The organism is Zavarzinella formosa DSM 19928, from assembly GCF_000255705.1.
Taxonomy (GTDB): domain Bacteria; phylum Planctomycetota; class Planctomycetia; order Gemmatales; family Gemmataceae; genus Zavarzinella; species Zavarzinella formosa.
Map to the genome: position 1 here is coordinate 336,563 of NZ_JH636444.1, position 14,656 is coordinate 351,218.

12 protein-coding genes are annotated in these 14,656 nt (G+C 59.7%); 2 read left to right on the top strand and 10 right to left on the bottom strand.

Annotation, left to right across the window (positions count from 1 at the left end):
• Positions 1 to 259 precede the first annotated feature (259 nt).
• Positions 260 to 787: a hypothetical protein gene (locus BGIM_RS0130385; protein WP_157369537.1), complete on the top strand. Its 528-nt coding sequence runs from the start codon at positions 260 to 262 to the stop codon at positions 785 to 787.
• A 516-nt stretch (positions 788 to 1,303) separates the two neighbouring features.
• Here the strand turns inward: BGIM_RS0130385 and BGIM_RS58540 are convergent.
• The 3 genes from BGIM_RS58540 to BGIM_RS0130405 all read right to left on the bottom strand — a co-directional run bounded on the left by BGIM_RS58540 (position 1,304) and on the right by BGIM_RS0130405 (position 3,239).
• Complete coding sequence (locus BGIM_RS58540; protein ID WP_020473451.1) at positions 1,304 to 1,513, bottom strand: hypothetical protein; 210 nt, start codon at positions 1,511 to 1,513, stop codon at positions 1,304 to 1,306.
• Positions 1,514 to 1,520: 7 nt separating this feature from the next.
• Positions 1,521 to 2,393: a helix-turn-helix domain-containing protein gene (locus tag BGIM_RS58545; protein ID WP_029630871.1), complete on the bottom strand. Its 873-nt coding sequence runs from the start codon at positions 2,391 to 2,393 to the stop codon at positions 1,521 to 1,523.
• A 258-nt stretch (positions 2,394 to 2,651) separates the two neighbouring features.
• The gene (locus tag BGIM_RS0130405; RefSeq protein WP_157369538.1) at positions 2,652 to 3,239 is read right to left on the bottom strand and encodes a hypothetical protein; all 588 of its coding nucleotides are present in this window, start codon (positions 3,237 to 3,239) and stop codon (positions 2,652 to 2,654) included.
• A 270-nt stretch (positions 3,240 to 3,509) separates the two neighbouring features.
• Between BGIM_RS0130405 and BGIM_RS0130410 the strand changes: the two genes are divergently transcribed.
• Entirely contained in the window at positions 3,510 to 4,577 is a 1,068-nt protein-coding gene (locus BGIM_RS0130410; RefSeq protein ID WP_020473453.1) for a WD40 repeat domain-containing protein, read from the top strand.
• A gap of 211 nt (positions 4,578 to 4,788) precedes the next feature.
• Here the strand turns inward: BGIM_RS0130410 and BGIM_RS0130415 are convergent, their stop codons facing one another.
• The 7 genes from BGIM_RS0130415 to BGIM_RS0130445 form a co-directional block, all read right to left on the bottom strand.
• Positions 4,789 to 6,267 (bottom strand): EF-hand domain-containing protein, encoded by a 1,479-nt coding sequence (locus BGIM_RS0130415; protein ID WP_020473454.1) that lies wholly within the window; start codon positions 6,265 to 6,267, stop codon positions 4,789 to 4,791.
• The gene (locus BGIM_RS0130420) at positions 6,264 to 7,580 is read right to left on the bottom strand and encodes a DUF1501 domain-containing protein (protein ID WP_020473455.1); all 1,317 of its coding nucleotides are present in this window, start codon (positions 7,578 to 7,580) and stop codon (positions 6,264 to 6,266) included. The genes BGIM_RS0130415 and BGIM_RS0130420 overlap by 4 nt, the downstream gene beginning before the upstream one ends.
• Before the next feature lie 20 nt (positions 7,581 to 7,600).
• Entirely contained in the window at positions 7,601 to 9,154 is a 1,554-nt protein-coding gene (locus tag BGIM_RS0130425) for a DUF1549 domain-containing protein (RefSeq protein WP_020473456.1), read from the bottom strand.
• Between the two features lie 32 nt (positions 9,155 to 9,186).
• Positions 9,187 to 10,176 carry a DUF1559 family PulG-like putative transporter gene (locus BGIM_RS0130430; protein WP_020473457.1) on the bottom strand — a complete coding sequence of 330 codons (990 nt, stop codon included), beginning with the start codon at positions 10,174 to 10,176 and terminating at the stop codon, positions 9,187 to 9,189.
• Positions 10,177 to 10,295: 119 nt separating this feature from the next.
• A complete protein-coding gene (locus BGIM_RS53140) occupies positions 10,296 to 13,361 on the bottom strand; it encodes an FtsX-like permease family protein (RefSeq protein ID WP_020473458.1) in 3,066 nt (1,021 codons plus the stop codon).
• Positions 13,362 to 13,370: 9 nt separating this feature from the next.
• Positions 13,371 to 14,144 carry an ABC transporter ATP-binding protein gene (locus tag BGIM_RS0130440; RefSeq protein WP_020473459.1) on the bottom strand — a complete coding sequence of 258 codons (774 nt, stop codon included), beginning with the start codon at positions 14,142 to 14,144 and terminating at the stop codon, positions 13,371 to 13,373.
• A gap of 78 nt (positions 14,145 to 14,222) precedes the next feature.
• Positions 14,223 to 14,651 (bottom strand): hypothetical protein, encoded by a 429-nt coding sequence (locus tag BGIM_RS0130445; RefSeq protein WP_020473460.1) that lies wholly within the window; start codon positions 14,649 to 14,651, stop codon positions 14,223 to 14,225.
• Positions 14,652 to 14,656: the final 5 nt, after the last annotated feature.

Sequence of the window (14,656 nt, forward strand, 5' to 3'; positions counted from 1 at the left end):
GTTGTTGTTCTGGTTTATGCTGCTTTCAAAACGAAATGACAAATAAATACCCCTGTCGTAATTTTCTATTCGCAGAATGTAATGGATGAAAAAACTTGGTTGCTCACTTTCGAGACACTAGCGAACGGACAAGTTGGCTAGTCCAGTCGATTTCGCTTAACTATGCCATAACGGTTCAAGTGTGGCAGAACACTAGTTATTAAGTATCAATATTCTTTATGTTTTTTGCAGCAAACAACGATAATTACCAGTCTGGTTGTTGATTGCTAAACCCAAAGAAACGGACCAGTATAGTCAAAATTTTGGTGAGGGTGCGATGGGTACAAGACAGCCGAAAAGTCATTCGTCTTCAATGCCTGTTTTCCTCATCTTTGGAATCTTGGGAGGGTTCGGCTTGGTATTGGTTCTTGCCTGCGGAGGGTTGGCGATTTATTTGTTGGGTGGATTGGCAAATCTCACTCAAGAGGTTCCGATCGCACAAGCAAGTGCCGAGAGCTTTTTATCAGACCTACAACAAAACCAGCCTGAAGTCGCTTATGGCAAAACCACTCAGGGATTTCAAGCCACATTCAGCCCGGAGCAGTTTCGTGGATTCGTGCAGTCAAACGCATTCCTGATTGCACATACGTCCCGCACGCTTCAACTTGAGCGGATAAACCAAGGAGCGGTTGGTCAACAAGCGAGTTTTCGGGCCACTCTGCGTTCACCAGTCGGCCAAGGGACATGTTCGCTTACCTTAATTAAGGAAAATAGCCAATGGAAGGTCCATAACTTAAGCGTGCCTTAACCCGCGTTGTACAAAAACTCTGTCACACAAATCGGACGGAGTTTTTCAGCTCAATCGACCGATTCTGACTTCTGGGGATGCCCGTGTTGTACAAAAACTCTGTCACCCGAATTTGACGAGGTTTTTCGGCTCAACCGACCGGTTTTGAATTTTGCGGATATCCGCGTTCGCGTTGTACAAAAACTCTGTCACCCAAATTGGATGGGGTTTTTCGACCCGAACGACCGATTTTGGCTTCTACGGATGTCACTTTTCAGACGAGTCTTTCAGTGGAAAACTGTTGCGAATCACTTGGGCGCGTGGAACCGCCCGGGAAATGCCAGTTTTGACCTTGAAGTTTCAGCGAGTTGTACAAAAACTCTGTCACCCAAATCTGACGGAGTTTTTCGGCTCAACCGATGGATTCTGGATTCTGCGAATGTCACTTTTGGGACGTGTTTCTCAGTCGAGTAGAATCGAGGATCGTTTCGGCGCGTGGAACTGCCCGAGAAATACTGTTTTTGACTTCAAAAAGATTCAGGCCGCGCGTCGTTCGTAGTGCTTGATGAGGCCGCCGAGTTTCTCGTGGCAAACGATCTCGTAATCACCACGAGGAACATACCGGAGACGTTCGCCGTTGGCGACCGGCAGAGTCAGGTTCTCTTTCCCTTGGTGGGGACGGGTCTGGTGGTAGTGGTCCAGAAACTCCGTCAGAAGGTGTCGGAGATGGTGTTCGCCGAAGACCAAGAAGTGATCAAGGCACTCGTGTTTGACGGTACGGTCTGGATGGCTCGTTCGGCAAAGGCGTTTTGATCCGGGGCATGATGGCGGTGCGAATGAGTTCGATGCCCTCGCTTTCAAGGATATGGCTGAATCCGACGGTGAACTTGGTGTCGTTGTCGAGAATCAAGTGAGTCGGTTTTTGGGATTGGTCGGCAAAGAACATGCCGAGGTTTCTGGCTTGCTGTTTCATCCATGATCCGTCGGGATTGGTAGTGATTCCGGCGATGTGGATCTTCCGCGTTTCGATCTGGATGAACAGCAGGACATAATGGGTCACCGGCCCGAGAATAGTCCAGCTTGTCTTGGTGAAGAAGTCGCAGGCCCAGAGGGTCGAGGCATGGATGCGGATGAAATCCGACCAAGAACCCTCTGATCGATCCGGTCCCGGTTCCAGTCCGTGTTCTCTCAGGATGGCCGAGATCGTGGAACGGCAGACGGAATCGAAGCCCAGTTTCTTCAACTCCCCCAGAATCTTTCCCGCGCCCATGCCAGTTTCCAAGGCAATCCGGATGATCAACTCCTGGACCTCTTCGCCAAGGCGGGGACGGCCCGGCGGCCGTTTCTTGGCAGTCTGTCCCCTGAGCCCGCCGCCATCTTTCTTTTCTTGATTCGCCCAACGCAAGAAGGTGCGGGGCGAGACGATGGTGATCAGTTGTCTGATCATTCCCCCGAGCGGTTTTCCGAACCGAAGGAGCTTTCGCTTTTCTTTGGGCGTCACCAGAATTCGCTCAGGCAACCGATCACACAAGATGCGATTTTCAGCCTTGAGATACTGCATGATCTTGGCCAGTTCCCGGTCCGTCATGCCGGCGATCAAGGCGAGGAGCGACTGGTACAGTTTCATCCGGCAATCCGAGGTGTCTGCGAGTCTGCCTTGGGAGTGACATAATATTTGTACATCGCTGATTTGCCGGAGAATCACCTGAAAATGACTTTGCGCCAATTTGGTCCTCCCGATCAGCGGCGGATATCAGCCATCGGGAGACTCGGTCTGCCATCGGGAACCCCGGACAGCCTCTTTGTCGTGTCCGGCGAGGGTTCGCCCGCCGGAAGGTTGGATCTGGCAACTCAGGCTGCTCGGCTCGCCAAGAACGGACTCCGGTTACTTCCCCCGAATGAATGACTTGAGTGTTTCCGCGTGTTCCTCCTCGATCCTTTTGACCAGACCGACGACGGGGGAATGCCACTGCTTGCCCCGGTAGGTGGCGTCTCCGATTTCTTCTACGCATTCAATACAGAAGGTCTTGTAGCGGCCCGCCGGGACTTCGATTTCCTCCTCGCGGCCGACGGTGTAGGTTTTCCGCAGGAAGGGAGTGCCGAAGGGGTCCGGCCCCCGTTCGACCACCCACGATTCGCCGGGTTTCAGCGGGAACTTCAGGATGGGCGCCAGCAGTTGTTCCTCCGCGTTCTCCGCGATCACATTGAACACTCCTTCGCTTGAAACGATGACTGTGGTCAGGTTGCGCGGCTCGCCGTCGCTCAGCCATCCGTGGGTGACGCGGAGCGTTCCCTTCCGGTTTTCAACGCCGGTCACCACTTCGGTGTGTTCGTCCTTCAAATCGCCGTGACATGTCTCATACACCCGTGTGTCGCCTTTCCGGATCGGGAAATACGGGCCTTGACTGTCGCGCGGGGCGGGCGCGGCCACGGAGACGCCGACGGTGACGAGGACGGCCAGAAAGCGAATCATGATTTTGATCCCGAAAGGAAGTCTCGGAACGAACTGAACCGGACAGATCGCAAATCTGATACCTCTGTTGATTTTCAGCCCGCGAGGCCGTTTCCGGGCAAAAACGCCGACATCTCCGGTCAATCTTTTGACAAGGCCGGGCAATTCCTGACCGGTGGCGCAACGGCTGCGGGCTTGATCGCCGCGATCATTGCCGGGCCACAGTGGTATCCGGTTTGCATAACATTTTCGATTGAGTCAATCTGCTTTTGGCCCAGAGAACCGGACCCAATGACCTCGCCATGTTTTGCCGTCAGACTCGCTGCGGCTCTGCTGATGTTTTCGGCCGCTCCCGTCGTGTCGGCCGATCCGCCGGCCGTGTTCCCGTGGGACGGCCTGGTCCCGGAGAAATTGCCGGTTGGTGTGCGGCCCCCCAAGGGTTCGCCCGCCGAGGTGATCGCAGTGTTGGGGCAGCGGGGGGATAAGATTGATTGCGTCGCCATCCGGCCCGACGGCAAATTTCTGGCCCTTGGCGGCCCGGACCAAATCGTGCGGATGTGGGATCTCGCCAAGCCTCGCCTGTCGGCGACGTTGAAACTGCCGCAGCCGATCGTCTGCCTTGCCTTCTCCCCCGATGGCAAGACGCTGGCGGCCGGCGAGGCGGCGGGGCAAATTCGGCTGATCAAGTTCGAGGGCGGGGGGCTTGCCACGAAAATGGTTTTCCCGGCCCACAAAGACATGCCGATTTGGACGGTGGCGTTTTCACCCGACGGCGCCCGGCTTTACTCGGCGGCGCGCGACAAGTCGGCGGCGGCGTGGGATGTGTCGAAGGCCAAGCCGGTCCGGGTGGCGACATTCGACGGCCACGAAATTCAGGCCCGTTGCCTGTCGCTGTCGGCCGACGGCGGGCTGCTGGCCACCGTCGGCGATCAGGACAAATCCCTCCGCTGGTGGAATCTCGCCGATGGCAACACCAAGCCGGCCGGTTCCCTGAAGCTGTCGGATCGCGTGGTCAGCGTGGCTGTTTCGCCGGACGGGAAAAACGTCGCCGTCGCCGGTGCCAAAGGCGTTCCGGCGCTGTTTGAGCGGAAGGAAGAGGCCCTGTCAAAAACCGCCCTGCTGGAAACCGACGGCCATGCGGCCACCTCTCTTGTCTATTCCCCCGACAGCGAACGCCTGGCGGGAATCTCCGTGCTGTCGGCCACGGAGGACCGTGTCCTGATCTGGGACGCCAAGGGAGCGATCCGGCAGGAGTTCAAATGTGAACGACACTTGCAGGCAGTCGCCTTTGCCCCGGACGGAAAGCACCTGATTGTCATCACCGAGACCGAACCGCTGATTGTTCGCCTGCCGAAGTGATTTTTCCCACAGGAAAGGATGGGTGTGCGGTTCGGTGTCGCTTTGGCGGATGAGGGCTCAGATCGATGAAATGGAGGCTGGCGGAGTGAACAGGCGGGCTCAAAAATGGTTGCTGAGATAAACGCCGACGCCTCTGCTTTTGCTGATTCATTTGAAACGGGCGAGCGAATTCTTCCAACACTTCCGAACCATCATTTCGCCCTTTTCCGGATTACTTCTTTGCGGGCAGTTTGAACGTTTCGGCTTCAACGAGGCTGATCAAGCCGTCGCCGTCAGTGTCGATTTTTTGGAAGTCGGCGGCTGTGCCGGTGAACTCCCGGCGGGACACGTCGCCGTCCCCGTTGCGATCCATCGCCTTGAACCAAGGCGGTCCGCTTTTGCCGGTGATCACCAGTGACTTCGGATATCCTTGGCTCGCCACCGCCACCAAAATACGGGGCATCTTTGCTTGGTCCGTGGCTCCCGCCTCCCGAACTCGTTCCCAAGCCGAACGAAGTTCACGGACAGACAGGGCTCCGTCGTGGTCGGTGTCGAGAATCTCGAACAGGCCCGTATGCGCGTCCAGAATGCTGATCATTGCCTGCCCGCGGGCGATCTGTTCTTGAAGATCGAGCCAGGCGTCAAGCTCTTGCTGGCTGAGTTTGCCGTCTCCGTCCCGGTCGGCGATCGGAGTGAGCCATTCCAACCCCTCGCCGGCGCGACGGCGGCCTTTGGGTGCCCCTTCCTCCGGTTCGTCGGAGGGGTTCTTGAATTGATTGGCAAACTGACGACGCGCGGATTCGCCCGCTTCGGGAAGTCTTCCCCCGGCCACCCATCCCATGATTCTGATGCGATCACCCGCGAGGGCAAACCGTTCGATTTTCTCAGCCTTGCCGCCAAGCCGGATCACCTGACGCAAGGCCGGTTCCTTCTGTCGCCAATCCGGTAGACTAGCGGCGGCAAACTTCTTGTTTCGCCGGGCGATCTCGGCGGCCCACGCCGTGTCTTTCACATCAGTTGGAAGCAAGACCAATGGCAATTTCGCCACGGCTTCCGTCGGGGACGCCCCGGCGGCGGGAGGCGTCAGGAGCAACGATCCAGCCGCGCCCGGATAGGTCAGCTTCGGGACCAACTCCCCGGCTCCGATCAGTTCGTCATCATTTTTGTCCAACGATTTCAGCGTCTCGGAGGCTGCTTTCCATTCTTTCTCGGAGACCTTGCCATCGCCGTCAGTGTCGAGACGTTTGAGAATCTCCGCCGACAACTCGGCCCCGCCGGGCAACCGTCCGACGCCGATCAGGACATTTCCCAAACCGGCCGAACGATAATAGGCGGCGACCTCGGCAGACGTCACTTTGCCGTCCTTGTCGCGGTCCAGTTCGGCGAACTCCGGGGCCAGCCCGACCGGCGGGACAAAGCCATTCCCCATGCCGTGGCGCAAGGCCGTGGCGGCGGGAAGCCGGGCTGCCTCCTTGGCATCCATCGCTCCATCGCCATTGCGGTCATGGTAAGTGAACAATTTGCTGAAGGTCTCATCCCAGATCGATGACAACGGTTTGCCGTCGACTTCCACTTGAAGCTCGATTCGGGTGAGCTTGTCCTCGCCCACGATCACGATTTCAACGGGAACGGCAGGACGGGGGGCGGGCTCGGCCGCGTGTGAAAAACCAGCGGCCGCCAGGATGGCCGCGCCGGTGAACAAATGTTTCACAGCAACTCCTTGATCGGCTTGCCACTCGGATCGGCAATTCGGATCGGCCGGCCGACGTTGGACATGTTTTGCTTGGTCGGGTCGATGCCGACGGCCTTGACCACTGTGGCAATCAAGTCCGCCGTGCGGGTCGGCTCGCTTTCGACGACCGTGCCATCCTTGCTGGTCTTGCCGTAAGCCTGGCCCCCCTTGATGCCGCCACCGGCCAAAACGGCCGCCCAAGAGGCTGGCCAATGGTCGCGGCCGGCGCTGCCGTTGACGCGCGGCGTCCGGCCAAATTCCCCCTGACAAACGATCAAGGTGTCTTTCAGCAAGCCGCGATCTGAAAGATCGGTCAGCAAAGCCGCGAACGCCTTGTCGAGATTCGTCGATAGCCGTTCAACCGTGGTGAAGTTGTTTTGGTGGGCATCCCATCCGCCGAGGCCAACCTCCACGAACGGCACTCCCCGTTCGACCAGTCGGCGGGCCAGCAAACACCCCTGACCGAACGAGCTTCGGCCGTAGCTGTCGCGGAGAGTGTCCTTTTCATCGTCGAGATGGAAGGCGGCCGCCGCCTCGGGACGCATGAGCCGGATGGCCCGCTCGGTCGAAGCCCGCTGGCTGTCGGCGACGGCACTCCCGGCTCCCGCGTCAAAGTCTTTCTCCAGCCCGGCCAGCATTTCCAGCCGTTTTATTTGATTCGCCGCCGACACCCCGGCCGGCCGGTTCAAGTTTTCCACGGTCGGCTCGCCGTTGTCATCACCGCCAGGGACAATACCACGCCGCCCGCCGGAGGACACCACGAACGGCGAGTAACGCGGCCCGAGGAAGCCACCGCCGATCGCGGTTTCGCCACGGCCACCGCCGATGCTGACGAAACCGGGCAAGTCGGCCTCTTGAGCGGCCAGTTCGCGGGCGACGAGCGATCCGAGGGCCGGGAACTGAATCGCTCCCTGCGGCGTGTAACCCGTCTGGCCGACCAGCGTTGCCCGCGCGTGATCCCCCTCGCGGGTGGCCATCGACCGGATGATGGCGATGGCCTTCATCTTCGCGGCCACCTTCGGCAGATGCTCGCTGATGCGGATGCCCGGAACGGCGGTGTCGATTTCCTTGAACGGGCCGCCGTTGGCGTGTCCCGGCTTCAAATCCCACATGTCAATGGTGGCCGGGCCGCCGCCAAGCCACAACAAGATGACGGACTTGCTCTTTCGTTTGGGGTCTTTGCTGGCCTCGGCGGCCAGCGTGTGCAACCAGCCGGATTGAGACAGGCCGACGGCGCCGACGGCCGAAAGGCGCAACCAGTCACGGCGATGAATATGGAACGAACCAGACATGGATCGTCGTCCTTTCGGGATCAGTGGTTGGTGGTGAACTCGGTGGTGTTGACCAAAGCCCAGAACAGATCGCCCAGAACGCGGGTTTGATCGCTGCCGGAGCTTTCATCAACTAGTTTGGTCAGATCGGCGGCCTGCTTTTCCGACGGCGGCCGACCGACAGTGGCCATGAATAAGGTTTCGATCCGGCCCCGCGTGTCGAGAAACGGGGCGTCGATCAAACCGGCCAATGTCGGATTGTTGGCCGGTTCAGTCAGGTCGGCGGTGAAACGGCCGTTCATCATCGCCAACGCCTGAATGATCGACCGCTCGGCGCCCGCCGGACGCCCGACCCGAAATTGCGAGGCAAAGCGGCGGCGGGCTTCCAACCCCGCATCCCGGCCGGTGTCATTCCGTTCCGGCGGCCGGCCGGCGGCGGTTCGCAAACTGTCATAAAGCTGCTCGCCGGTCAGGCCACGAACCGGCATTCGGGCGAAATAGCGGGGATCGGACGGGGCGTCGCCCGCCGGGGACACGACTGAGAGTTGATACGCCTTGGTCAGCGTCAATGCTTTCGTGATGAATTTGAGATCATGACCGGAGGCGACAAAAGCATCCGAAAGCTCGGTCAGCAAACCGACATTGGGGCCGCTCGTTCCGGCTTCGCCGCTCAGGTCATCCAGCGGTTCGACCAGAGCATTGCCATAAACATGAGCCCACAGCCGGTTGACGGCGTTGCGGGCGAAGTAAGGGTTTTTCGACCCGGTCATCCAGTCCGACAACACCCGGCGGCCGGTGTCATTGCCAATCGCCTCGGGCCAATTAACTTTGCCCCCGTCGATGAACGCCGGCGAGACGGATTTCTTGGTGTTTGGAATCATTAGCGTGGCGGGCATCGCCATCTTCCCGGACTCCCGGACCGGCGGCGCGAAAAAGGCGGCGGTCTCCCAAAACTGGTTGCGGGTCCAGCGGGCGAACGGATGATCGTGGCACTGGGCGCAATCCAGATTGACTCCGAGAAACGCGCGGGCGGCGTTGGCGGCCAGATTGTCCGGCTTGTTTTCACTGGCGGCGAAAAATCCGGCCGGGCTCAACCCCCGACGATTGTCCGAGCCATTCTCCCCGCGAACCGGGGTGGTGAGCAATTCACGAACAACACGGTCGTATGGGACATTTTCCTGCACTTTGGTCGCGACCCATGACTCGAAATCATCCGTCAGTCGGGCAAACTCGGCCGTGTCGGCTTGCGGCACCCAAGAGCGCCGCCAGACGGTGGCCATGTGCCGGGCGTGGCCGCCGGATTCGATGAGGCGAGACAGCAGCTTTGCCCGTTTGTCCGGTGATTTGTCCGCCAGAAATTCACGGACTTCGGCAACCGACGGAACACGGCCGATGAGATCAAGCGTTGCCCGCCGCAGAAACGCGGCATCGTCAATGATAACGGCGGGCCGGACACCTTCCTTGGTCCAGAGGTCCGACAACCGGGCGTCAATCACCGAGGCCAGCTTGACCGGGTCGGCCGGAGTCGCCGCGTAGGCCGTCATTGGCCATGCGGCCAGCATCAGCGCCAGAAAGACAAATCGGTGCGGTGTCATGAATCAATTCCGGCTAGCGTGCAAGAGGAATGTCAATAATCCGTCGGCGAGAGCAAATGCCCGTCGTCCCGAAGGGTGAGGTAAATAAACGTCAGGGGGTCAAGTTTTTTGCCGACGAAACGGACGGAGCCGTCGCACAGCAGAATGTTGGCCCCGGCCTCGTGAAATCCGTAGATACCAAACCAGTTATTGCAATTCACCGAGCAATCCGTGACATCGCCCTTGGCCGGGGCGATGCCGTCGGGACCGGAGGGGCCAAAGGCGATTGAACCCCACCCGGCCCACGTTCCCCGGGCATTCGCAGCCGCGCCAAACTGATTGTTCACTTCTTGCTTTTTGCCCGCCCGCCACACTTCCGGCCGACCGGCTTGTTCGATCACCAAGATGGTGCAGGAGAGACCGTCGGTGATTTTGGAAATCGGGGTGAACACGTTATCGGCCATTGCCTGTCGTTGGTTGCCAAGCATCTGGTCCGTGGCGTTCGCGTTCATCCCATACCCGGTGCGCGGGGCGAGGATGCCGTTCGAGGTGATGTAGTCGGACACTCCGGCGTTGATGGTCCAGACCGAATCCTTGTCCGGATTGTCCGTCTTGGCTGACGACTGGGCCTGAATCATGATGGATCGCTTGGTCGGCGCTGCCGGGCACAGAAACGTCTTCAACTGAGTTTCAGAAACGACCTTGTTACCCGGATCAAAGAAGTCGAGTTTAAGGTTGTATTTCTTCGCCAGTTCTGTTTCTCCGAGATGGGGAAGCAAATAAGATCCCCAGCCCCCGTATCCGCTGCCATCGTTGAAGCCGGCTCGACGCGGCGGAAATCCACCTTGGGCTTTCTCGAATTCGAGGGATGCCTGCCCGATTTTGCGAAGATTTTCCTGGCATTGAATCTTCGCGGCATCGGTGCGTTTGGCCTGAAGTTTGGGCAGGAACAATCCGGTTCCCAACACCACCAGCCCGATGGCAACGGTCAGGTCGGTTCTGGCAAACCCAGCCCGTCGCTGTAAGGATTGGATGACTCGCATCGTTCGTCCCCCATAAGTTCTCAGTGATCGGGCCGGAGGAATGACAAGTCCTCCAACCCGCCCGGCAATTTTTCAACCTTCGACTTTAATCTCATGACGGCATGGCTTGGGCAATGGCCTCAGGCCGCCGAACGCCCTTCTTGCAGCAACCGAAGCGGATCGGTTCGTCCGGCCCGGAACGCCGGCCAAAGCGCCGTGACAAGGCAAAGGCCGACGGCAATGCCGAAACCGATCCACAGTTTGGCCCACGGAAGAATCACCGGGGTGTACTGGCCGCCGCGAATGTTGACATATCGGGTCACGCCGGTTCCGCAATAACCGGCCATCGCGCCAAATCCGAGGCTCAGCAGACACGCCACCAATCCAATTAAAAGCGACTCCGCGATAATCAGCCGGAACAATCCGAACCGCGTCACGCCCAGCGCCCGCATCACCCCCATGTCCCATCGGCGGGCGCGAACCGATGACAGCACGGTGTTCATGACGCCCAGCGACGTCACCAGAAGCGTGACCAGCGGCAGTTCGCTCAGCGCCCAGATGATGTTGTCGGCCCGGCCGCGAATCTCTTTTCGGGCGAACTCTGCTGATGTCAACGTGACTCGGCCGCCAAATCCTCCTCCTCCCGGTCCGGCTCCTCCTGGGGCGGCGCCTCCCGGAACAGGGCCCCGGCCCCGGCGACCACCGGCCGGGTTCGGGCTTTTGCCTGCGTTCGCACCTTCGGCCGGGTTCGGTGCATCGCTCTTGGGACGGGCGACAATCTCTTGCACCGCTGTTTTGATGTCTTCTTCCGAAGATGAGCCGTCCATGTTCACCCAAAACGTCGTCGTACGGGTGATATTGAAATCATGCTTCACCGTCTGGCTTTCGCAGAACATCAATCCCGCCGCGCGTCCCTGCCGGAAACCGGATTTCGTCAGCCAGTGCCAGCCCGGCATGGAGACCACGCCGGCGATCTCATAATCGACCCGGTCCCCGGTGCGCCCGCCGGAAAAGACGCCAAACTTTCCACCAATGCCCAAACCGGATTCGCGGGCGAAGTGATCGGGCACCAGGCAAAACCGGCCTTGTTTCAATTTGGCAATCGCTTCGTCCCGCTTCCCCTCGACGAATTCAAATTTGAACAATGGCTTGTCCCCGCCAAACGCCGCGTCCGGGTCTAAGCCGATCATCACGCAACTGTCTTGTCGAGTGGCCGACTCGCGGATTTTGGAACCAGTCGGGTCGTCGGTGAACTTCACATGCTTGACGGCCAGCGGCGCAAACTTGTCCGCGACCAGACCGGGAATGTGACGTAATTTTTCCACCTGTTCATCGCTCGCGCCCGAGGGCACGGAGATGACCAAATCAGGCGCCCACTCGCCGGGAGTAAACGCGGCGAGCATGGAATAACCCCACGTTTGTGTGGCGACGAACAAGCCAAGGCCGATGGTCATGGCGACCGTCGTGCCGACGGTTCGCCACATGTTTGCGGAAAGCTGAGTCGCCAGCAACCGAGTGTTCAGGAACAAGAGTTTGGCCAGCACGGGACCGACAATTCGCTCTGTAAGGACGACTGCCATCGGGGTCAGCATGATGAAGCCGACAATCATGGTGGTGCTGCCGATCGCGGCGGCGGCCATGTAACGCGAGGTGTCCGGCATCGGCACATAAAATACGACCAGCGGATTGATCGCGATGAACACCAGGCCAATGATTGTCAACACCCACGGCGGCCGGCCGGAACCCGACCTCTGCCGGGGGACCATCGCTTCCAGCGGGCTGACGCTGGTCGCCCGCCACGCGGGCATCACCGAGGCAGCCATCGAACCGCCCAAGGCGCACACACCGGACAGGGCCACGCACCACCAGCCAAGGTCGGCCCCTTCCGAGAGCAATTGCGGCTTGATGCGGGCCATGATTTTCAACAACGCCATGCCGGCCAGCAAACCCCCGCCCCAGCCGATCAGGCCCAGCACGAGGCTTTCCGTCGCCACCATCAACGCGATCTGTAGCTTTGTCAACGCCACGGCTCGCAGCATGGCGAACTGCCGAATCCGCTCGTCCACCCCCATGCTCAGTGTGGTGAAGATGATGAACAAAGCGGCCAACAGCGAAATGCCGGTGGCTGAGTACGCTTGCGCCCGGACAGTGTTGAAAGTGGTGCTGTTATCCACCTCTTGGTCCACCTTCGCGGGTGTGCGAACTTCGACCGGAGTGGACGCGGAGCCGAACGCCTCGGCCCAGCGAGATTGGAACGCCTCAATGTTTTCGCCGGGTTTGAGGATGACCCCGGCGTAACTGGTCCTCGCCGGAATCGCGGCGAGCTTTTCCGCTGTCGCCACCGGCACGTACAGGGCGTTGGCAGCCGGCCCGCCGGGGAGCGCGCCGGGCTGGGTCGGTGGCAGGCCAACCATGAACCTCGGCCCCGGCAGACGTTTGGATTGTTCGACAATGGCGACAATCTTGATTTTCGTCTCCGTCCGGCCTTGGCCGAATCCAGAGCCGACCACCAATTCGTCTCCGACGCTGATTTCCATTTGCTCGGCTGATTCCCGAGTCAACGCGCCGACCATTTGCGCGCCGTCCTTGGGATTGAACCATTGGCCATGAACAACCGAGTGAATCGGCTCGGTCGAATCCGTGCCCACGACTGTGGGGATTTTGCTTTGACTTCGCTGCTGGGCGACGCCCCCCATCATCCGGGGGCCGGACTCGGGTTCTTTCGGCGTGGCCGGTGTCTTGGAAGCAGGGGCCGCCGGACCCGGAACCGGGGCGGCGGCCGGCCCTTCTTCCTCGCCTCCCGCTCCCGGAACCGGGAGACGAGGAGCGTTGGTCTCGCCGATCTTGGTGGCGCGCAAGGCAGTTTCAAACACCGGGTCGATCACCGCCACCGCCGGATCTTGTCGAATCTGTTCGACCAGTTCTTTCGTCAATTGCGGCGCGCGACCAAACCCGCCGGGGCCTGCGGGAGCGGCTGAAACCGCCTCCCGGTTCCGCGCGGGGACCAAGAGCAGGTCGTACCGGCCGACGTATTCCTCGCCCATGCCGCCAAACTGGCCCACAAGCGAGTCGTAACCGCTGACCACCCACACAACGATGCAAGAGGCGGCAATCGTGGAAAGGCTGGTCAGGAGAAAACGGCCCGGACGTTTCCGCATATGAGATGCGACCAGCCGAAGCGACACTTTGAATTCAGAGAGCGTCATGGTGAATCCTCAGGCTGGCTTGGCGGCGACGACTTGTTGGTAATGCACGGTCAGGGCGGCGGGGTCGGGAAAGTCCGCGGTGCGGAACTCCGTGAGAATCCGGCCGTCTTTCATCACGACGACCCGCTCCGTCCAGGCGGCGACGCTTGGCTCGTGAGTGACGACGATAATGGTCCGCTTCTGTTCCTCGCACAATTCCTTCATCAACCGGCAGATGGCCTGCCCGGTCACCGAATCCAAGCTACCCGTCGGTTCGTCGGCCAGCACCAACGCGGGGTCGGTGATGAGCGCCCGGGCGATGGCCACCCGCTGTTGTTCGCCGCCACTCATGGCGTCCGGTCGGTGACGGCGGCGGGCGGCGATGCCGAGCCGTTCCAGCAACGGGTCGAGACGGTCGGCCGCCTGCCCGCCCCGGCCGTCCGTCAATAGCGGCATCGTGATGTTTTCCTCGGCGGTGAGTGTTGGAATGAGATTGAATGCTTGAAATACCAGCCCGATTTTCCGTCGCCGGAAGCGGGTTAGTTTGGCGTCCGAGAGTGTCGAAAGATCGGTGTCGGCGATCAACACCCGCCCCTCGTCCGGCCGGGTGAGACCGGCCATCGTGTGCAGAAGGGTGCTCTTGCCGGAGCCGCTTGCCCCCATGATGGCGACGAATTCGCCGGTTCGCACCGTCAGGGAAACACCCTTGAGGGCCTCCACCACCGATTCGCCCTGGCGAAATCGCTTGGTGAGGTTCTCGGTCTTCACAGGGGTTTGAAGGTCCGGTGAGGTGGCTGCGTTCATTCCAATATCACTTTCCTGCGGCGAGAAAAACTAGCGCCGCGATTGTTGGCAGGCGTTTGCAAAACAGATCGTTTGGCGTCAATCAATCTGGAATGTTTCCAGTTGATTCTCTCCTTCTTTCACCTTGACCTTGAACCGGCTTTTGTCTTTGCTGGAGTATCGACCTTTCCAGCGATCCGCCGGAGTCCCGCCGTCTTGAGGGTCATAAGACGGGTCGGGATATGTAAACGTCACGGCGTATTCCCCCACGGGGGCTCCCTTGTGGCCGGATTCGATGGCAAATGTTCCATCCGCAGCCGTCTTCCCTTCCGGGATGAACTTGACGGAACCCATGTCGAACAACGGATGGAACTGAACCAATATCCCTTCCAACGGCTTGCCCCGATAGAGTGCCTTGCCGTGGACTTGGGCAATCGGCGGCAGATTCTCTTTCACAGTCGGAGCAGAAGATCCGCAGCCAAGCCCGCACATCGTCCCAAGCAACATGACAAACCCAAAGACCCGCATCACAA